At 72.6% G+C, this 18,808-nt stretch carries 16 protein-coding genes; 7 read left to right on the top strand and 9 right to left on the bottom strand.

What is annotated here, in order from left to right:
• Positions 1–67 precede the first annotated feature (67 nt).
• From ABTZ58_RS16755 to ABTZ58_RS16745, 3 genes are all read right to left on the bottom strand, one after another.
• Complete coding sequence (locus tag ABTZ58_RS16755) at positions 68–793, bottom strand: endonuclease V (protein ID WP_351356348.1); 726 nt, start codon at positions 791–793, stop codon at positions 68–70.
• 74 nt (positions 794–867) lie between these two features.
• Positions 868–1,191, bottom strand: coding sequence for a plasmid stabilization protein (locus ABTZ58_RS16750; protein WP_351356346.1), 324 nt, complete (start codon positions 1,189–1,191; stop codon positions 868–870).
• A 70-nt stretch (positions 1,192–1,261) separates the two neighbouring features.
• Positions 1,262–2,353: a WD40/YVTN/BNR-like repeat-containing protein gene (locus tag ABTZ58_RS16745; protein WP_351356343.1), complete on the bottom strand. Its 1,092-nt coding sequence runs from the start codon at positions 2,351–2,353 to the stop codon at positions 1,262–1,264.
• Positions 2,354–2,611: 258 nt separating this feature from the next.
• Between ABTZ58_RS16745 and ssgD the strand changes: the two genes are divergently transcribed.
• Complete coding sequence (ssgD, locus tag ABTZ58_RS16740) at positions 2,612–3,028, top strand: spore wall synthesis regulator SsgD (protein WP_351356702.1); 417 nt, start codon at positions 2,612–2,614, stop codon at positions 3,026–3,028.
• Positions 3,029–3,509: 481 nt separating this feature from the next.
• Here ssgD and ABTZ58_RS16735 read toward each other — a convergent pair whose 3' ends face one another.
• On the bottom strand, positions 3,510–4,154 hold the full coding sequence (locus ABTZ58_RS16735) for a GOLPH3/VPS74 family protein (protein WP_351356340.1): 645 nt from the start codon (positions 4,152–4,154) through the stop codon (positions 3,510–3,512).
• Between the two features lie 294 nt (positions 4,155–4,448).
• On the opposite strand from ABTZ58_RS16735, the gene ABTZ58_RS16730 reads away from it, so the two are divergent.
• Both ABTZ58_RS16730 and ABTZ58_RS16725 read left to right on the top strand, forming a co-directional pair.
• On the top strand, positions 4,449–6,074 hold the full coding sequence (locus ABTZ58_RS16730) for an ABC-F family ATP-binding cassette domain-containing protein (RefSeq protein WP_351356337.1): 1,626 nt from the start codon (positions 4,449–4,451) through the stop codon (positions 6,072–6,074).
• 10 nt (positions 6,075–6,084) lie between these two features.
• Positions 6,085–8,361 (top strand): ATP-binding cassette domain-containing protein, encoded by a 2,277-nt coding sequence (locus tag ABTZ58_RS16725; protein WP_351356334.1) that lies wholly within the window; start codon positions 6,085–6,087, stop codon positions 8,359–8,361.
• Here ABTZ58_RS16725 and ABTZ58_RS16720 read toward each other — a convergent pair.
• Both ABTZ58_RS16720 and ABTZ58_RS16715 read right to left on the bottom strand, forming a co-directional pair.
• Positions 8,345–9,538 carry an ABC transporter substrate-binding protein gene (locus ABTZ58_RS16720; RefSeq protein WP_351356331.1) on the bottom strand — a complete coding sequence of 398 codons (1,194 nt, stop codon included), beginning with the start codon at positions 9,536–9,538 and terminating at the stop codon, positions 8,345–8,347. The two genes, ABTZ58_RS16725 and ABTZ58_RS16720, sit on opposite strands and share 17 nt — an antisense overlap.
• A gap of 32 nt (positions 9,539–9,570) precedes the next feature.
• Complete coding sequence (locus ABTZ58_RS16715) at positions 9,571–9,948, bottom strand: hypothetical protein (protein ID WP_351356328.1); 378 nt, start codon at positions 9,946–9,948, stop codon at positions 9,571–9,573.
• A gap of 346 nt (positions 9,949–10,294) precedes the next feature.
• On the opposite strand from ABTZ58_RS16715, the gene ddaH reads away from it, so the two are divergent.
• Positions 10,295–11,071: a dimethylargininase gene (gene ddaH, locus ABTZ58_RS16710; RefSeq protein ID WP_351356325.1), complete on the top strand. Its 777-nt coding sequence runs from the start codon at positions 10,295–10,297 to the stop codon at positions 11,069–11,071.
• A gap of 187 nt (positions 11,072–11,258) precedes the next feature.
• Positions 11,259–12,236, top strand: coding sequence for an acyl-ACP desaturase (locus tag ABTZ58_RS16705; protein WP_351356322.1), 978 nt, complete (start codon positions 11,259–11,261; stop codon positions 12,234–12,236).
• A gap of 424 nt (positions 12,237–12,660) precedes the next feature.
• Here ABTZ58_RS16705 and ABTZ58_RS16700 read toward each other — a convergent pair whose 3' ends face one another.
• Positions 12,661–12,906 (bottom strand): WhiB family transcriptional regulator, encoded by a 246-nt coding sequence (locus ABTZ58_RS16700; RefSeq protein WP_351356319.1) that lies wholly within the window; start codon positions 12,904–12,906, stop codon positions 12,661–12,663.
• Positions 12,907–13,132: 226 nt separating this feature from the next.
• On the opposite strand from ABTZ58_RS16700, the gene ABTZ58_RS16695 reads away from it, so the two are divergent.
• A complete protein-coding gene (locus ABTZ58_RS16695; protein ID WP_351356316.1) occupies positions 13,133–13,927 on the top strand; it encodes a VOC family protein in 795 nt (264 codons plus the stop codon).
• A 34-nt stretch (positions 13,928–13,961) separates the two neighbouring features.
• Here ABTZ58_RS16695 and ABTZ58_RS16690 read toward each other — a convergent pair whose 3' ends face one another.
• Together ABTZ58_RS16690 and ABTZ58_RS16685 are read right to left on the bottom strand one after the other, a co-directional pair.
• Positions 13,962–14,999, bottom strand: coding sequence for a LacI family DNA-binding transcriptional regulator (locus ABTZ58_RS16690; protein WP_351356313.1), 1,038 nt, complete (start codon positions 14,997–14,999; stop codon positions 13,962–13,964).
• Between the two features lie 97 nt (positions 15,000–15,096).
• Positions 15,097–16,098, bottom strand: coding sequence for a multicopper oxidase domain-containing protein (locus tag ABTZ58_RS16685; protein ID WP_351356310.1), 1,002 nt, complete (start codon positions 16,096–16,098; stop codon positions 15,097–15,099).
• Between the two features lie 189 nt (positions 16,099–16,287).
• Between ABTZ58_RS16685 and ABTZ58_RS16680 the strand changes: the two genes are divergently transcribed.
• Positions 16,288–18,765: a ThuA domain-containing protein gene (locus ABTZ58_RS16680; protein WP_351356307.1), complete on the top strand. Its 2,478-nt coding sequence runs from the start codon at positions 16,288–16,290 to the stop codon at positions 18,763–18,765.
• The last annotated feature ends 43 nt before the right edge of the window (positions 18,766–18,808 follow it).

The following is an 18,808-nucleotide window of genomic DNA, read 5'->3' as shown; positions in this document are numbered from 1 at the left end:
CCGCTCGGGAAGTCCCCACGAGGAGTTCGAAAACCCGCGAAGGCATGCGATTCCTCCACGACTCGCACTACAGCGAGGGGGGCCGCTGGTGGATGGAGGGCGAGGCCGGCCGGGTCCGGCGCAGCGCCTCGCGGCACAGCGCGTCCGCCCTGCGGGTGGTTTCCGGGAGGCGGTACGCGCGGGTCAGGGCGAGGGTGTGGGCGCAGGCGTTGGCCAGGCTCACGCGGTGACCCGTCGAGACGAAGACCGGTTTGACCCCGTGCCGGGTGCGCAGGGCGCGGCCGACCTCCTCGTCGCCGGCGAGCAGGGCCGAGGTGCTGCCGCGCGGGGTGTCCGGGTCGCCGTAAGCGAAGGTGAACGGGTTCTTGGCGACGCCGATCGTGGGCAGACCCGTCAAGACGCCGAGGTGGCTCGCGAGGCCGAAGCGGCGGGGGTGGGCGAGGCCGTAGCCGTCGCAGACCACCAATCCGGGGTCGCACGGGAGGGCTTCGAGGGCGGCCAGGACCGTGGGGATCTCGCGGAAGGCGAGCAGCCCGGGCACGTAGGGAAAGGAGATCCGGCCCACCGCGGTGGCCTGGGCGACGACATCGAGGCTCGCCGCGTCCAGGACGACCGCCGCCGCCGCGACGACGTCGCGTTCGTCGTCGTAGGCGACGTCGACACCCGTGACACGGCCGCTTCCGGGCGGCGGGCCCGGTTCGTCGAGGACGACCCGCTCACGCAGGGCGTCCTGGACGGCGCGCGCCTGCTCCTCGGTGGCGGGCCAGTCCTCGGGGATGCGTACGGTCGTCATGGTGCCCCGAGCCTACGTCGCGCGCCGAGGCAGGCGGGGTCAGGGTGTCCCGCCGGCCTCGTGGAGCGGGCGCCTCACTTGCCCAGTGCGCGCTGCAACTGGCTCTTGTTCATGCTGGAACGGCCCTCGACGCCCTTGCGCTTGGCCTCCTGGTACAGCTGGTCGTAGGTGGGGCCCTGGGAGCCCTGCCCCGACCGCTGACCGCCGCGCCTGCCGGACGACATGTCCTTGGTGGAGGTGCGGCTGGCCGTCTTCGACTCGCCGGAGCGGGCGCGTTCCTTGTTCACCGTCCGTGCGGCGATCTCCTTGGCGCGGCCGGTGCTCTCGCCCCGGTCCTTCGCGCTCTCCTTGATGTGCTCGTACTGGCGCTCCCGCTTCGGGCTGGAACCGCGTGGCATGCTCGCTCACTTCCTTTCACGTCCCGTGAACGGGTACCCACACTGCCAACCCTCACCGCACCCCGCTCGCTCACTGCTCCAGGCGGGCCACCCGCCCCTTCTCGCCGGCGGCCCAGCAGCCGTGGTCCGGGGCGCAGTCGACGGTGTCGTAGGAGCCCGCGTCGACGGTCCGCCAGGTACGGCCGGCGTCGGTGGTGAGGTCGGTGCCGGTGGGGCCGACGGCGAGGGCGGCGGTGCGGCTGTGCGGGAGCCAGGCGACGCCGGAGCGGTAGGCGGGGGGAGGTGTGGCCGCGGGGCGCCAGCCGCGGCCGCCGTCGGACGTGCGCGCGGCGGCGCGGGGCGAGGGCCGGTCGGGGCGGAAGTCGCCGCCGACGGCGAGGCCGTGGGCCCGGTCGCGGAAGGCCAGCGCGAAGACCCCGCGGGCCGGGTCGCCCGCCGGGAGGGGCATGCCGGTGGCCCGCCAGGTGTGTCCCCGGTCGGCGGAGTGCAGCACGCGCGCGTGCGCGGCCCCGCCGGTGGCGACCCAGGCGTCCCTCGGCCCGGACGTCACCAGGCACTGCCCGCTCGCGGCGAAGGCGGCCTCTCCCTCCTGCGCGGGCGGCATGCCCCGGTCCGGCAGCACCGTCCAGGTCCGGCCGCCGTCGCCGGTGGACAGGATGCGGAACCTCCCGTCCACGGGGTCGCTCAGGGCGAGGCCGTGGCGGTGGTCGAAGAAGGCGAGGCAGTCGTAGAAGGCCCTCGGGTCGGTGTTGCGGAACTCCGTCCAGGTGGTTCCGCCGTCGTCGGTGCGGTAGACGCGGGACGCCTCGCCCTCGCCGATGGCCAGGACGACGGCCCGGCGCGCGTCGAACGCCTCGACGTCCCGGAACTGCAACTCCCCGGCGCCCGGCGGCGAGACGTTCCGCCAGGTGGCACCGCCGTCGGTGGTGCGCAGCACGGTGCCGGCGGTTCCTGCGGCCCAGGCGGTGTTGCGGCCGACGGCGGCGAGACCGCGGAACCGTACGTCCGGGGTGCCGGTGTCCTTGAGCTCCCAGTGCGGCGCCCGGCGGTCCGGCTCCCCCGCCCCCGCGGGCCCGGCGGTCAGGGCGGCCAGTGCCGCCGCGCACGCCGTGGCCGCGATCACGCCGCGCCTTGTCCGTCCCGTCCGTCGCCTGCTCCCCATGCGCCTCATGGCCGGGGAAGCTAGCCCACCGCCCGGGTGCCGTCCAGACGGCCTCGCGGTCACACCGGGCTGTCCGGGGAGGCGTCACAAGTGCCCTTCAGGGCACACGAGGAGAGCCAGGTCACTCCCGCGCATGAACGCGGTGACAGAGGTCACTCGCATCTCGTGTGCACGGAATGGCCGATTCCATCGTCTCTTCCCATGCCCGGCCTCATCCGCCCGGACGTGTCCGTCCAGCCGTCACAAGGGAGCAAGGCGTTGTCCATCGTCATCGAGCAGCCCGTGGAGGCCCGCCTCGTCGCCGCCGCGCCGCGTATGCCGAGCATTCCCGCGACGCTGCACTACGACCGGCGCGACCCGTTCGCCGTCCGTATGTCCTTCCCCGCCCCGGCGACGCTGGAGGGCGTCGACGTGTGCTGGACCTTCTCCCGCGAGCTGCTCGCCGCCGGGTTGGACGGCCCCGAGGGGCCCGGCGACGTGCGGGTACGGCCCTACGGGTACGACCGCACGGTGCTGGAGTTCCACGCCCCCGAGGGCACCGCCGTGGTGCACGTCCGGTCGAGCGAGATCCGCTCGTTCCTTGCGGCGACGAGCGAGCTCGTGCCCGTCGGCCTCGAGCACCTGCAGCTGGACCTCGACCACGGCCTGGCGGAGCTCATGCGGGACGCCTGCTGAGCGTCGACGCGGCGCCGGGAAGAGGGCGTTGACCCTGCCGTAGCCGAGCACTCCGGTCAGCGACCGGTAGGTGCCCGCCGCCGGCAGCTCCCGCGCGGCCCGGCGGACCGGGGCGCTCTCGGCCTGGGCGAGGCCCGAGCCGGTGCTGACGCGGGCGACGCCCGGGGCGGCCGGTTCGGCGACCGGCGGCGCGCCGGGGTTGGCCACGACGTCGAGCGGGCCCGACGCCCGCCACGAGCTCCCCGACGGTTCCCGGGTCGACGGCCCCGGGGACGAAGATCCGCAGCGCCGGCCTCCCCGACGAGCCGCGCGCTGACGGCGTCCCCTGCGCGGGGCAGGACCAGCGCAGTGCCGGGCACGGGCAGGGCGTGGAAGGCCGCGGCACGGCAGTTCTGGTTCGTCATGCCCGTCACTCGACCAGCCGCCACCGCCCGCCGGCCCGCCGGCCGGCCGGAACCCGACCGGGACGTGGAACGGTCCGTCAGAGGGACGCCGGCACCGGCACGGTCGCGGCCACCGCCGCGCGCACCTCGCGGACGATCCTCTCCAGGCCCGGCACCGACGCCCCGGCCCGCTCGGTCAGCTCCCCGACGCGCCGCTCGCCCGCGCTCACGCCCAGCAGGTCCGCCGCGTCGGCCAGGACGGCGACCGCCGCGTCCCGCTCCGCGAGGCCGGCGGCCGGGAGCGGCCCGAGGAGGGCCTCACGCGTCTCCTCCCGCAGCACCTTCACCGCGGCTGCGCGCTCCAGCTCGTACTCGACGGAGGGGAACACACCGAGGACACGTCTCTTCTCCGCCCGCAGGTACCCCCCGGCCACGAGCTGCTCCCGTACTGCGTCGGCGGTCACCCGCGCCCGCAGCGTCACCCAGGTCCGCCAGGGGTGCGGGCACGACTCGTGGACGAGTACCAGCAGCCCGTCCAGGGCGGCGTCACCGCTGCGGGAGTCCATGTCGGCCGGCGTGGCGATGCCGTCCTCGTCGGTGAGCAGCCCGCGCCGGGCCAGGTCGACGAGGGCACCGGCCCGCACCGGGCCCGCCGGGTGCGCGGCGCCGCCCGCCGGGGGCCGCGCGGTGTCCCAGGCCAGCAGCGACAGCCGGGCCGGCAGCGTGAGCGAACCATGGGACACGAGGCCTCCTGGGGCGGGAGATCGGCTTCGGTTAAATGCGTTGACAGGCCCCTGTACCCCTTCCTACGGTGTACAGCGGTCCTGTTGCCGTCGATTGGAGAAGGACGTTGCTCGTCTGAGGTCCTGAGACACCGCGCCCCACCCGTGAGGTGTGTGCGCTGCGTGCGACCTCGGCGTCCGAGCCGTCCCCCGGTGCAGGGCTCTTCTCATGCCCGTGAGGCCTCCTCCCTGGTCGCAGGTGTCTCGACACGCGTTTGCCCCTGACTGCTTCGAGCAACCGCGAGTGAGGCCACCATGTCCACTTCCGTCACCCTCACCTCCCTGTCGTTCACCTGGCCCGACGGCACTGTCGTCTTCGAGGACCTGGACGTCGCGTTCGGCCCCGGCCGGACCGGCCTGGTCGGGGTCAACGGGTCGGGGAAATCGACCCTGCTGCGGCTGATCGCCGGTGAACTCGTACCGGCGGACGGCACCGTCCGCGTCGCGGGCGAGGTCGGCTACCTGCCGCAGAACGTCACGCTCGACACCACCCTGCGCGTCGACGAGGCGCTCGGCATCGCCGCGCGGCGTGCGGCGCTGCACGCCATCGAGGCGGGCGACGTGGCCGAGGAGCACTTCGAGACCGTCGGCGACGACTGGGACGTCGAGGAACGCGCCCTGGCCACGCTCGGCGAACTCGGCCTCGGGCACATCGGGCTGGACCGCACCGTCGGCGAGGTGTCCGGCGGCGAGTCCGTCCTGTTGCGGCTGGCCGCGCTGCTGCTGCGCCGGCCCGACGTGCTGCTGCTGGACGAGCCGACCAACAACCTCGACCTGTACGCCCGCCGGCGGCTGTACGCGGCCGTCCGGTCCTGGCAGGGCGTCATGGTCGTCGTCAGCCACGACCGGGAACTGCTGGACCTCGTCGACCAGATCGCCGACCTGCGCTCCGGCGGGATCACCTGGTACGGCGGCAACTACTCCGCGTACGAGGAGGCCCTGGAGACCGAGCAGGAGGCCGCCGAGCGCATGGTGCGCGTCGCCGAGGCCGACTTCCGCAGGCAGAAACGCGAACTGACCGACGCCCAGGTGAAGTTGGCGCGCCGCAGGCGGTACGCGCAGAAGATGTACGACACCAAGCGCGAACCCCGGGCCGTCATGAAGCTCAAGAGCCGCGCGGCCCAGGTCTCGGCGGGCAAGCACCGGATCATGCACGAGGAGAAGCTGGCGGAGGCCAGGGAGCGGCTCGACGAGGCGGTGGAGGCCGTGCGGGACGACGACGAGATCCGCGTCGACCTGCCGTTCACGGCCGTCCCGCCGGGGCGTACCGTCCTCACCCTCCAGGATCTCGGGCTCCGGTACGGCGCCCGGGTCGAGGGCGGGCTCGAACTGCGCGGTCCCGAGCGGGTCGCGCTGATCGGACGCAACGGCGCGGGCAAGACCACGCTGCTGCGCACGATCACCGGGGAGCTGGCTCCGGAGTCGGGCGAGGTGACGGCACACGTCCCGCTGCGGTTCCTGCCGCAGCGCCTCGACGTCCTGGACGGGGAGCGGACGGTCGCCGAGAACGTGGCCCGGTTCGCGCCGGGCGCCACCAACAACCGGATCCGGGCGCGCCTGGCCCGCTTCCTGTTCCGGGGCGGCCGGGCCGACCAGCGGGCATCGACGCTGTCGGGCGGCGAACGCTTCCGGGCGGCCCTGGCCGCCCTGATGCTGGCCGAGCCGGCCCCGCAGCTGCTCCTGCTGGACGAGCCGACCAACAACCTGGACATGGCCAGCGTGCGGCAGCTGACCACGGCCCTGGACTCCTACGAGGGGGCGTTGATCGTGGCCAGTCACGACCTGCCGTTCCTGGAGTCGATCGGCATCACGCGCTGGCTGCGGCTGGAGGAGGGAGAACTGCGGGAAATCACGCCAGAGGCTGTCGGGTATTACGCCTAGCGTCGGGCACATGCCCGCATTCATCACCCTGACCGGAGCCCGCGAGAACAACCTCAAGGACGTCACTCTCCGCATCCCGAAGGGCCGGCTGACCGTGTTCACCGGCGTTTCGGGGTCGGGGAAGTCGTCGGTCGTCTTCGACACGATCGCGGTGGAGTCGCAGCGCCAGCTCAACGAGACCTACCCGTGGTTCGTCCGCAACCGGCTGCCCAAGTTCGAACGGCCGCACGCGGACGCCCTGGAGGACCTCACCCCCGCGATCGTCGTCGACCAGCGGCCGGTCGGCGGCCACTCCCGGTCGACGGTCGGCACCATGACGGACGTCTACTCGGTGATCCGCGTCCTGTTCTCCCGGCACGGCACGCCGAGCGCCGGCCCGGCCACGGCCTACTCGTTCAACGACCCGTCGGGCATGTGCCCCGAGTGCGACGGTCTCGGCCGTACCGTGGGGCCCGACTGGGACCGCATCCTGGACCCGGACCGCTCGCTCGCGGACGGGGCGGTCCGCTTCCCTCCGTTCGCGGCGGGGACCTGGCAGGGCCAGGCGTACACCAACAGCCCCGACCTCGACCCGGACAAGCCCGTGGGGCGGTTCACCGCCGCCGAGCGCGAGTTCCTGATGCGCGGGCGCCCCGGGAGCAAGGTCACCGTCACCGGCAGCGGCGGCACCTGGACCACCGAGTACGAGGGACTCGCCGACCGCTTCGAACGGCTGTACCTGAAGCGGGACCTGTCGGCCATGAGCCAGAAGACCCGCGACCTGGTCCGGGAGTTCCTGGTGGAGGGCGTCTGCCCGGCCTGCCGCGGAGCACGGCTCAACGCGGCGGCGCTGGCCACCCGGATCGGCGGCCGGTCGATCGCCGACTGCACCCGCATGCAGGTCACGGACCTGATCACGGTGCTGAAGGAGATCGACGACCCGGTGGCCCGGCCGATCGCCGGGGCGGCCGTGGCCGCGCTGGAGCGGATCGAGGCGATCGGCCTGGGCTATCTCAGCCTCGACCGGGAGACCGCCACCCTCAGCGGCGGGGAGGGGCAGCGGCTGAAGACCGTGCGGCACCTCGGCTCCAGCCTGACCGGCATGACGTACATCTTCGACGAGCCGAGCGTCGGGCTGCACCCGCGGGACGTGGGCCGGCTCGGCGACCTGCTGCTGCGGCTGCGCGACAAGGGCAACACCGTGCTGGTCGTCGAGCACGACCCGGACGTCATCGCGCTGGCCGACCACGTGGTGGACATGGGGCCGGGTGCCGGCGCCGGGGGCGGCACGGTGGTGTTCGCGGGGACACCCGAGGAACTGGCCGCGTCGGACACGCTCACCGGGCGCTGTCTGCGCCGGTGTACGGCGGTCAAGGAGGAGGTGCGCAGGCCCACCGGCGAACTGTGGGTCAAGGGCGCCGGCCGGCACAACCTGCGGGACGTGACCGTGCGGTTCCCCACGGGTGTGCTCACCGCGGTGACCGGGGTCGCCGGCTCGGGCAAGAGCAGTCTGGTCGCGGAGTTCACCGCGGCCCACCAGGAGGCCGTGGTGGTCGACCAGTCCTCGATCGGCATCTCGGGCCGGTCCACACCGGCCACGTACCTGGGGATCATGGACACCGTCCGCAAGATCTTCGCCCGCGAGACGGGGGCCGAGGCGGGCCTGTTCAGCTTCAACTCCGGCGGCGCCTGCCCCACCTGTGAGGGCCGGGGCGTCATCTACACCGACCTCGCCTTCATGGACCCGGTGACGACGACGTGTCACGACTGCGAGGGGCGGCGTTTCAAGGAGGAGGTGCTGCGGCTGACCGTGCGGGACCGTTCCGTCGCCGACGTGCTGGAGATGACGGCCGAGCAGGCGCTCGGCTTCTTCGACGACGAGGCGGTACGGCGCCGGCTGCGCGCCCTGCGGGACGTCGGACTGACGTATCTGACGCTCGGCCAGCCCCTGTCCACGCTCTCCGGCGGTGAGCGGCAGCGCATCAAACTGGCGACGCGGCTGCACCGGACGGGCGCGGTCTACGTGCTGGACGAACCGACGACCGGTCTGCACATGGCCGACGTCGAGGGCCTGATCGGCCTGCTGGACCGGCTGGTCGACACGGGCAACACGGTCGTCGTCGTGGAGCACAACCTGGACGTGGTCGCCCGGGCCGACTGGGTGATCGATCTCGGCCCGGACGGCGGCCGCGACGGTGGCGAGGTGGTGTTCGAGGGCACGCCGCGGCAACTCCTGGAGGCGGACGGATCGTTCACCGGGGAGCATCTGCGGCGGTTCGTGCGGTCGGGAGTCAGCGGGCCGGCGTGAGCTCCCCGGTGAGCGGAACGCCCGGGTGGGCCTGGTTGCCGACGACGGCGAGCCGGGGGCCCCGCGGAGTCGGCTGCCACTGCCCGCCCACCAGGGGGAGCAGGGCGATGTTGGGCGCCGGTCCCCGGGTCCAGTCGAGGGTGCCCGCGACGGTGTCGAGGGTCGTGTCCGCGAGGGTCCCGGCGACGGAGGCCCGGTCGGTGGGGTCGTCCGCGGCGGTCAGGGCGTGGTGGGCGGTCTCCAGCAGCGCGTGCGCCAGGCCCAGGGGCTGCAGCCAGGGGGCGCCGGTCTCGCGCTCATAGGCGCGGGCGAGTTCGGCGCACGTGGTGCCGTCGAGACCGGAGCGGTAGGGGTGGTCCGGGCTCCAGTACACGAGGGTGGCCACGCGCGCGTCGCCGAGTTCACCGTGGACGCCGGGGGCGGGGGTGGTGTGGGTGTGCGGGTAGGTCAGCCAGCGGGAGCAGGTGATCAGCCGCGGCCGCACCCCCGCCGCCCGGGCCTCGCGGTGGAACAGGGCCAGGTCGGTTGCGGTGGCGGCGCTGGTGACGAGGTCGGCGCCGTGCTCGCGCAGCCGGGCGACCTGCGCGGCGAAGCCGGGGGCCGGTTCCCGGTAGGCGCCGAGGTCGACCAGGGTGTGCCCGCGCGGGGACGTCACCGGGGCGAAGCCGTACCGCTGGTGCCGCAGCAGCGCGCCCTGCAGGTCGTCGTTCCACAGGCACCCGACGGCGCCCCGGCCGCCGACGCGCTCCCACAGGTCGGCGAAGACGGCGGCGATGTCGTCCAGCCCCCACGCGAAGTGGTACGTCCACCGGAAGCGGTGCCCCGGCTCGGCGGCGCGCGCCTGGAGGTAGGCCTGCCACGGGAACGTGGTCGACACACACGGAACGCCGGCCTCCTCGCAGGCGTCGGTGACCGCGGGCAGCACCCGGGTCCCGGCCATCGTCAGCACGAGGTGCGCGCCGGCACCGGCCAGGTCGCGCACGGCCCGCCGGGCCGCCTCGGGGTCCGAGCGGCTGTCGCGCACGGCGACGGTCACGGCGTGCCGGCGGCCGCCGTTGCGCACGTGCGCGAGGCGGGGGCCGAGTCTGCGCAGGACGTACGACAACGGGGATCCGAGAGGGGCCAGTCGGCCCGTCAGAGGCGCGACCACGCCCACGCACAAGGAAGTCGACTGCACCGAGGCCCCTCTCGTGTGTCCGGTGTGACCGCTCAGCGGCCGGAACGGTCCGCGGTGACGCAGGTGGTCCTGCTGAACACCGCCACCGTCTCGTTGCCGCAGTTGTTGCTGTGGCCCGAGGCGTTCCGGGCGAAGAGCAGGTTGGACAGGACGCCGCCGCTGGGGCCCGCCTGGTCGCCGCCGCCCCTGCCGTCGTCCTCGGTCACACAGGTGCGCTCCTTGAACAGGGCCACCTTTCCGGTGCCGCAGAGGTTGGCGTGGCCGGACGAGTTCCGGCCGGAGAGGTTGGACAGCACACCGCCCGCCCCCGCGTCGCCGTCACCGGCATGAGCCGTGGCCATGCCGGCCGGAACGGCCATCAGCATCCCCGCGATCGAGGCCACCACCGCCATGCGCCGCGTGCCGTACATCTGTATCGGTTTCCTTTCGCCGGATCGGTCGCCGGCCGTCTCGGCCGGAGCACTACGACCAACGACCCACCGGACGATCGGTACGGCCCCGACCAGGTGAATGATCTGCACAACCGTTGATCGGCTACTGCGATGGAATGCCGGACGCGGAACCGTTGACACGGCAGGGGGTGCGAGCGGCACGGTGCGGGCGCCGCGGCCGGACCCTCCCGCCGCCTGCCCCCAGGGGTGTCCTCCGCCGTCCTCGCCCTGCATGATGGTCGGCCGACGCCCGATGGGTTCCGGTCGATCCGGGAACTCCGCCGGTGTGGTCCAGACACGTCCCATCCCATACGGAGTCACGCTCGTGCCCAGCAAGAAGGCCCTCGTCCGCCGCCCCAGCCCGCGCCTGGCCGAAGGGCTGGTGACGCACATCGAACGGGAGGGGGTCGACGCCGGCCTCGCGGGCGAGCAGTGGGAGGCGTACGTGGAGGCCCTGCGCACGCACGGCTGGGAGACCATCGAGGTGGACCCGGCCGACGACTGCCCGGACTCGGTGTTCGTCGAGGACACGGTCGTGATGTACCGGAACGTGGCGCTGATCACCCGCCCGGGCGCCGACTCCCGGCGCGCGGAGACCGCCGGGGTGGAGGAGGCCGTGGCCGCTCTCGGCTGCTCGGTGAACTGGATCTGGGAGCCGGGGACGCTGGACGGCGGGGACGTCCTGAAGATCGGCGACACCGTGTACGTCGGCCGCGGCGGGCGCACCAACGCCGCCGGCGTCCAGCAGCTGCGCGCCGCGTTCGAGCCGCTCGGCGCCCGGGTCGTCGCCGTACCCGTGAGCAAGGTGCTGCACCTGAAGTCCGCGGTCACGGCCCTGCCCGACGGGACGGTCATCGGCCACATCCCGAAGATGGACGCCCCGTCGCTGTTCGCCCGCTTCCTGCCCGTCCCGGAGGAGACCGGCGCCCACGTCGTCCTGCTCGGCGGGGACAAGCTGCTGATGGCTGCCAGTGCCCCGAAGACCGCGGACCTCTTCTCCGACCTCGGGTACGAACCGGTCGTCGTGGACATCAGCGAGTTCGAGAAGCTCGAAGGCTGTGTGACATGCCTCTCGGTCCGGCTGCGCGAGCTGTACGTCTGAGGAGTCGACGGCACCACCGCCCGGCCGCCGACCTGCGGGTCCGGGCACTCCGGCTGACACGCGGACACCCCGCTGGCCAGCCGCTTTACGGTGTCTTTAATCTACGACGTCGTAACCTACGGGAACGTAGCCTACGATGCCGTAAGTTACTGCACACCGCTCGTACGCATGTCCCCCTGGAGAGTCCATGACGATCACCACTCCCCATTTCGGCAGCCCCGCCGGCACCTGGACCGACGCTCAGCTGCTGTACGCCCTGGAGGAAGTGGTCGAGAAGGAGCTCAACCGGCATCTGCAGGTCGCCAAGGACTGGATGCCCCACGAGTACGTGCCGTGGAGCGACGGGCGCAACTTCCCCGGCCTCTTCGAGGACGGCGAGGCCTGGGAGAAGGAGCAGTCCAAGGTCACCGAGATCGGCCGCATCGCGCTGGTCGTCAACCTGCTGACCGAGGACAACCTGCCCAGCTACCACCACGAGATCGCCTCCCTCTTCGGCCGTGACGGCGCCTGGGGCACCTGGGTGCACCGCTGGACCGCGGAGGAGGGCCGGCACGGCATCGTGATGCGCGACTACCTGCTCACCTCGCGCGCGGTCGACCCGGACAAGCTGGAGCAGTTCCGGATGTCGCACATGAGCGAGGGCTTCGAGTCGGACAACCGCCACTCGATGCTGCACTCGATCGCCTACGTCGCGTTCCAGGAGCTGGCCACCCGCATCTCGCACCGCAACACCGGCCACCAGTCCGGCGACCCGGTCTGCGACCGCATGCTCGCCCGCATCGCGACCGACGAGAACCTGCACATGGTCTTCTACCGGAACCTGCTGCGGGCGGCGTTCGATCTCGCCCCCGACCTGACCATGCAGGCCGTCCGCGACGTGGTCGTCAACTTCCGGATGCCCGGCCACGGCATCCCCGGCTTCGAGCGCGCCGCCGCGCAGATGGCGATCGGCGAGGTCTACAACCTGCGCATCCACCACGACGACGTCCTGCAGCCCGTGCTGCGCTTCCTGAAGATCATGGAGATCGACGGCCTGGGCCCCGAGGGCCGCAAGGCACAGGAGGAGCTCGGACTGTACATGGACGGACTGGACGCGGAGGCCACGAAGTTCGACGAGAAGCTGGCCGCGCGCAAGGCCCGCATGGCGGCCCGAGCCGGCGCCTGACGTCAGCCCGCGCAACCAGGCCCTGAGGCCCCCGGCCGCTACTAGCGGCCGGGGGCCTCACCCTTGCGAACGCGGGACGCCCGGGTCGACACGGGACACCCGGGCAACGCGACGCACCCGGGGCGACGCGGGGCGGCGCGGGACACGCGGGGCGGCGCGGACCGGCTCGGCACACGCAGGGCGGCGCGGACCGGCGCGGGGCGACGCGGCACACGCGGGGCGACGCGGGACACGCGGACCGGCACGGACCGGCACGGACCCACACGGACCGGCACGGACCCACACGGACCGGCACGGGCCGACACGGACACCCCCGGCAACGCGGGCCGGCGCGAGGTGACGCGGACCGGCACGGGGCGACGCAGTACATGCGGACCGGCGGGACACGCGGGGCGACGCAGGGCGACGTGGGCGGTCGGTGTGGCTACCGTGACGCCCGGCGCAGCTCCAGCCGCTCCTTCTCCGACAGGCCGCCCCAGACGCCGAAGCGCTCGTCGTGGTCGAGCGCGTACTCCAGGCAGGCCGTCCGGATCGGGCACAGACCGCAGATCCGCTTCGCCTCCCGCACCGAACTGCCGGGCTCCGGGAAGAAGAACTCCGCCCCGGTCTGCGCGCACAGCGCTTCCTGCTGCCAGGCGAGTTCGGGCGGGGTGATCGTGTCGATGGGCATGGCCAGTAGCGTCCCGGCCGGTGCAAAACGTTCGATCAACGCGCGATCAACACGGCGTTCACGGGCCTGAGCCCGGTGTCGATCGTCGCCCGCCGGGGCCGCCGGTGCACGGCGGCGCGCGGGACCGGACGAGCGCGTCCGGCCGCGCGGCGACGCGGCGCCCGCCCGCCGGCGGTGCGAGACTCGGCAGTGCGGCCGAACGGTCCCCTGTGCGAGGAGGGCGAGGATGCTCACCACCCGTTATGTCACCGGCGCTCCGAACTGGATCGATCTCGCCACCCCCGACATCGACGGCGCGACGGTCTTCTACGAGGCCCTGTTCGGCTGGCGGTTCCGGCCGGGCGGGCCCGAGGTCGGCGGGTACGGCCTCTTCCAGCTCGGCGGCCGGACCGTCGCCGGCGGCATGCGGACCACGCCGGAGCAGGGGCCGCCCTCCTGGACGGTGTACTTCCTGACGCCGGACGCGGACGCCACCGCCGAGGCGGCCCGGCAGGCACGCGGCTCGGTGCTGCTGCCGCCCATGGACGTGCAGGACCTGGGCCGGACGGCGATCCTCGCCGACCGCGCCGGGGTGCCCTTCGGCCTGTGGCAGCCGGGACGCACCCGGGGTCTGGACGTGGTCGGGGAATCCGGCTCGCTGTGCTGGGCCGAGCTGTACACGGCGGACGTCCCGGCCGCCGCCGCGTTCTACCACTCCGTGCTGGGCCTGGAGACCTACGGCGTCGACCTGTACGGCGGCACGTACACCACCTTCGGCCCCGCCGGGGAGGACGAGGACGCGATGTTCGGCGCGGTCGTGCCCCTCGCCGACGACCCGGCCGAGCACGAGCCCCACTGGCTCCCCTACTTCGAGGTCGCCGACCCCGACGCCGTCGCCGCCGTCGCCCAGGAACACGGTGGCACGCTGCGCGTGCCCGCCACGGACCTGCCCGACGTCGGCCGCGTCGCCAGGCTCACCGACCCCTACGGCGCCCGCTTCGCGGTGATCCGCACCGAGCCGGGGCAGGGCCGGGCCCTGTAGCCCGGACGTCCGGACCGGGCGGACCCGCTCCCTCCTAGGCCGACCGGCGCCGCACCAGCGTCGTCGGCAACACCACGCTGGACGGTGGGGTGGCGACCGCCTCGTGGCGGTGGGCTCGGTCGAGGCCGTGCAGCAGCAGGCGGGCCATGAGGCGGCCCATCTCCTCGATGTCCTGGCGGACCGTGGTGAGCGGCGGGTCGGTCTGCTCGGCGACGGGCTGCATGTCGTCGAAGCCGATGACGGCCACGTCGTCCGGGACGCGGCGGCCGGACTCGCGCAGGACGCGCAGGGCGCCGGAGGCCGTGAGGTCGTTCGCGGCGAACACCGCGTCCAGGTCGGGGCAGCGGTCGAGGAGTTCGCGCATCGCCCGCTCGCCCCCGGCCGGGGTGAAGTCGGCCTCGGCGATCAGCCGTGGGTCGGCGTCCGCCATGACGTCCCGGTAGCCGTCCAGCCGGTCCACCGCCGACGTCTGGTCCAGGGCACCGGTGATGTGCGCGATCCGGGTGCGGCCGAGGCCGGCCAGGTGGCGGACGGCGTCGCGGGCTCCGCCGCGGTTGTCGCTGTCGACGTACACCACGTCGCTCCGGCCCCCGCTCCAGCCGGGCCGCCCGCCGAAGACCGTCGGGACACCGGCTCGCTGGATCAGCTCCGGCAGCGGGTCGTCGAGGTGGAGCGAGAAGACCAGCGCACCGTCGACATGGCCGCCGGCGAGGTACCGGCCGACCCGGGCGTGGTCGTCGCGGCCCTCGGTGAGCAGCAGCACGAGCTGGTTGTCGTGGGCCGTGAGCTCCTTGCTGATGCCGCGCAGCTGGAGCGCGAAGAACGGGTCGGCGAAGACGCGGCTCTCCGGTTCGGCGACGACCACGGCGACCGCGTCGTGCCGCCGGGTCACCAGGGAGCGGGCGGCCTGGTTGGGCACGTAACCGAGTTCCTCGACGGCCTTGCGGACCCGCTCGACGAGGACGTCCCGCACCCCGTCCCCGCCGTTGACCACGCGGGAGACGGTGGCCCGCGAGACACCGGCCCGGGCGGCCACGGCCTCCAGGGTGGGACGCGGCGCTGTCTCGGTCACTTCGGGGCTCCTCACCTGCGGCTGCGGATCAGGATAGCCCCGGGTGCGCCGCCGGTGAGAGCGCTCTCGCCTGCGCCTTCGCGGTGTCAGGTACCCGTCAGTGGTCGTGTCCGCCGCCCTGTCCCCCGTCCGCCGGCTGCTCGGAGTGCCCGTGTTCGTGCTCGTGCGGGTCGTAGCCGGGGATCGTCCCGTCCGGCTTCTTCACCAGGAACAGTCCCACCATCCCCATGTCGGAGTGGCTCTGCACATGGCAGTGGTACATCCAGGCGCCGGCCCCCACCCCCTCCCCCGCGATCACCTGGAAGCCGAAGGAGTCGGCCGGTCCGGTGATCTTGTTGTCGATGACCTGGCTGGGGTCGTCGGGGCCGGTCAGCATGCCGGTGCGGTTGTCCGCCCAGCGGTGACCGTGCATGTGGAACGTGTGGTAGAACTCGCCGTGCGTGATCACGATGAACTCGACCCGGTCGCCCACCGTCGCCTCGAAGTTCGGCCCGGAGTGCGGCGCCTGGTTGTTGATGCGCATGTCGTTGAAGACGACCGTGTGCGTGCGGTCGGGCAGGACGTCACCCTTGCGGCGGACGATGACCGGTCCGAACAGGCCCTTCTGCAGCCCCACGGTGCCGTGTTCGGTGCCGACGACGTGGTCGTGGTAGTGCCAGTAGCCGGCGCTGCCCGCCCGCCAGGTGCCGTCCTTGCGGCGGCCGGGGGCGTGGGTGCGCCAGGTGTAGGTGCGGGTGCCGCCCGGTTCGACGTGACTGCGGTTCAGTTTGGTGCCGTCGCTGGTGATCTCGTAGTCCAGGCCGTGCACGTGCAGGCTCACCGGCACGTCCATGGTGTTCTCGAACTCGACGTGCAGGGTGTCGCCCTCGTTGAGCTCGATCAGCGGGCCGGGGACGGTGGCCTTGCCCTTCTCCAGGCCGTAGCCCATCTGACCGTCCGCCAGCTTCTCGGCGTACATCCTGATGCGCTTCACCTCGCCTCCGGCGGGTGCCGTCTTAGCCGGCCCGTCGGCGCTGATGGCCTCCGGCGCCACGGACAACGATGTCGCGACGGCCGCGCCGCCCAGCAGCACGCGCCGGTTGAAGCTGCGTCTGTCCATGCGGAACTCCCCACCCTGGTAAGGCTCTTACGGAGGCGTACCTGTGATGAACCGGTGAGACGGTACCGGCCACGCCGCCGTTTATCCACACTCAAGACAAAGTTGGTGCCATCCCGGTCATAGGTATTGGCGAGATGGGCAAAGGGGTTTAGCTTCCTTGGCGGTGTCGCTGTGACCGAGGAGGTGCCCATGCACTTACGAGGGCTGAGCCAGAGAAGACGCGTCTGGGCGGCCTCGGTGGCCGCCGGTGTCGTGACCGCCGGGCTGCTGTCGGGGCCCGCGGCGAGTGCTCGTCCATATCCGGAACCACCCTTGACAACGATGTCGATCAAGTCGCCGCCGGGCGGCGCGAACGTACGGGTGCTGGTCTTCCACGGTTCCGCGGCCGGGGAGGAGTCCCCGGTCGTGAACGCCGCGATCGAGGCCATCGAGGACATCGGGCTGACCGGCCCCACGAACCGCCGCTTCAAGGTCCAGGCGACCGGCGACGCCTCGGTGTTCACCGACGAGACCAGGCTCGGCCGCTTCAACGCGATCGTGTTCCTGACCGGCGGGGGCGACGTCCTCGAACCGGAGCAGGAGGCGGGCCTGGAGGCGTACATGGAGGCCGGCGGCGGGTTCGTCGGCATCCATGACGCGGCGCGCGCGGAGCCGTACTCGGACTGGTTCACCGGTCTGGTGGGCGCCCGCCCTGGCGCCTCCAGCCCCGCGGCCGTGCAGCGGGCGACCGTGGAGGTCGGCGACCGCCGGCACCCGGCCACCAAGGACCTGCCGGTGCAGTGGAAACGCCCGGACAAGTGGCTCAACTGGGTGAAGAACCCCTCGGGCGACGTCCACACGGTGGCCCGGGTGCGGGAGTCGACCTATCAGCCGGGCACGGGTGCCAACGGCTGGGACCACCCGGTCAGCTGGTGCCGCGACTACGACGGCGGCCGCTCCTTCTACACCGGCATGGGCGGCACGGTGTCGTCGTACGACGAGACCGACTTCCGGGCCCACCTGCGCGGCGCGCTGATGTGGACGACCCGCCTGGAGCAGGCCGACTGCAAGGCGGCCATCAACGCCAACTACGCGGCGGAGCGCCTGACCAAGCCCAACCAGCCGGGGCGAAACGACCAGATCGGCGAGCCGCACGGGCTGGTCACCGCACCCGACGGCCGCGTCTTCTACATCGGCCGGGGCGGCGCCGACTCCTCGCAGCCGGTGATCACGGACTGGAACAACCCCGACATCGGCAAGGGCAAGGGCGAGATCCACGTCTACGACCCGAGGACCAAGCAGGTCACCCTCGCCGGCGCGCTGACCGTCTTCGGCAACAAGGGCGGTGGCGACGAACTGGTCAAGGTCGAGGAGGGGCTGCTCGGCATCGAGCTGGACCCGCAATTCGCGCGGAACGGCTGGGTGTACCTGCACTACACGCCGCACGAGCGGATCAACCGTGACACGCGGATGGCGGAGCGGCGGGTCTCCCGGTTCACGCTCGACCAGGCCACCAACAAGCTGGACCTGTCCAGCGAGAAGGTGCTGCTGAAGTGGCCGGTGCAGATCCACAGTTGCTGCCACGCGGGCGGCGGGATGGCCTGGGACTCCAAGGGCAACCTGTACATCGCCACGGGTGACAACAACTCCAGCGGCTTCAGCGGCGGTTACTCGGGCAACAACCCCGAACCGAACTACAAGGGCGTCTCGTTCGCCGACGCGCGCCGCACCGCCGGCAACACCAACAACCTCAACGGCAAGATCCTGCGCGTCCACCCGGAGCCGGACGGCACCTACACGCTGCCCGAGGGCAACCTGTTCACCGGGAAGGAGACCGACGAGGGCGGCGGCAAGACGCGCGGCGAGATCTACGTGATGGGCGTGCGCAACCCGGCGCGCATCTTCGTCGACAAGTCGACCGACGTGCTCTACGCGGGCTGGGTCGGGCCGGACGCCGGAGCGCCCTCGACCACGTGGGGACCGGCCAAGTACGACACGTTCGCCGCCATCACCGAGGCGGGCCACCGCGGCTGGCCGTACTGCATGGGCAACAAGCAGCCCTACCGCGACCGCAATCTGCCGGACCCGTCGAAGCCTCTGGGCTGGTACGACTGCGACCACCCGAAGAACGAGTCGCCGAACAACGACGGCCTGGTCAACCTGCCGCCGGTGACCGGCAACAACATCTGGTACTCGCCCTCGGGCGGCGCGCCGGACTACCCGCGGGACGCCAACGGGATCCCCTCCTACAAGCCGGAGGAGGCCACCTACGAGCTGCCCTGGCTCAAGGGCGGCGGGCAGGCGGCCATGAACGGGCCGGTGTACCGCTCCGACGCGGTCGCGGCCGACAGCACCGTCAAGTGGCCGGCCTACTGGGACGGCAAGTGGTTCGTCGGTGACTTCTACGACGCCGACCAGCCGCGCAACGCGGTGCTCATGGACCCGAAGACGCAAGGAGACGGCGGTCTGCCGGTGCACTCGGAGTCGCTGAAGAAGATCGTGCCGATCGGCAACGACGGCATCAAGAACCTGATGGACTGGAAGTTCGGTCCGGACGGCGCGCTGTACGTCCTCGACTACGGCCGCGGCTTCTTCACCTCGGACTCCAAGTCGGCCCTGTGGCGGGTCGTCTACAAGGGCGGCGGGCCGACCCCGGCCGCCGGTCAGCTGGCGAGGGGGACCGAGTGACACGGCACCTAGCGCACCGAAGAGTCCGGGCCGCCCTGCTGGC

The sequence above is a fragment of the Streptomyces sp. NPDC094143 genome (genome assembly GCF_040303825.1).
Lineage (GTDB): Bacteria > Actinomycetota > Actinomycetes > Streptomycetales > Streptomycetaceae > Streptomyces.
This window is presented reverse-complemented; position numbering and strand designations above follow the sequence as displayed.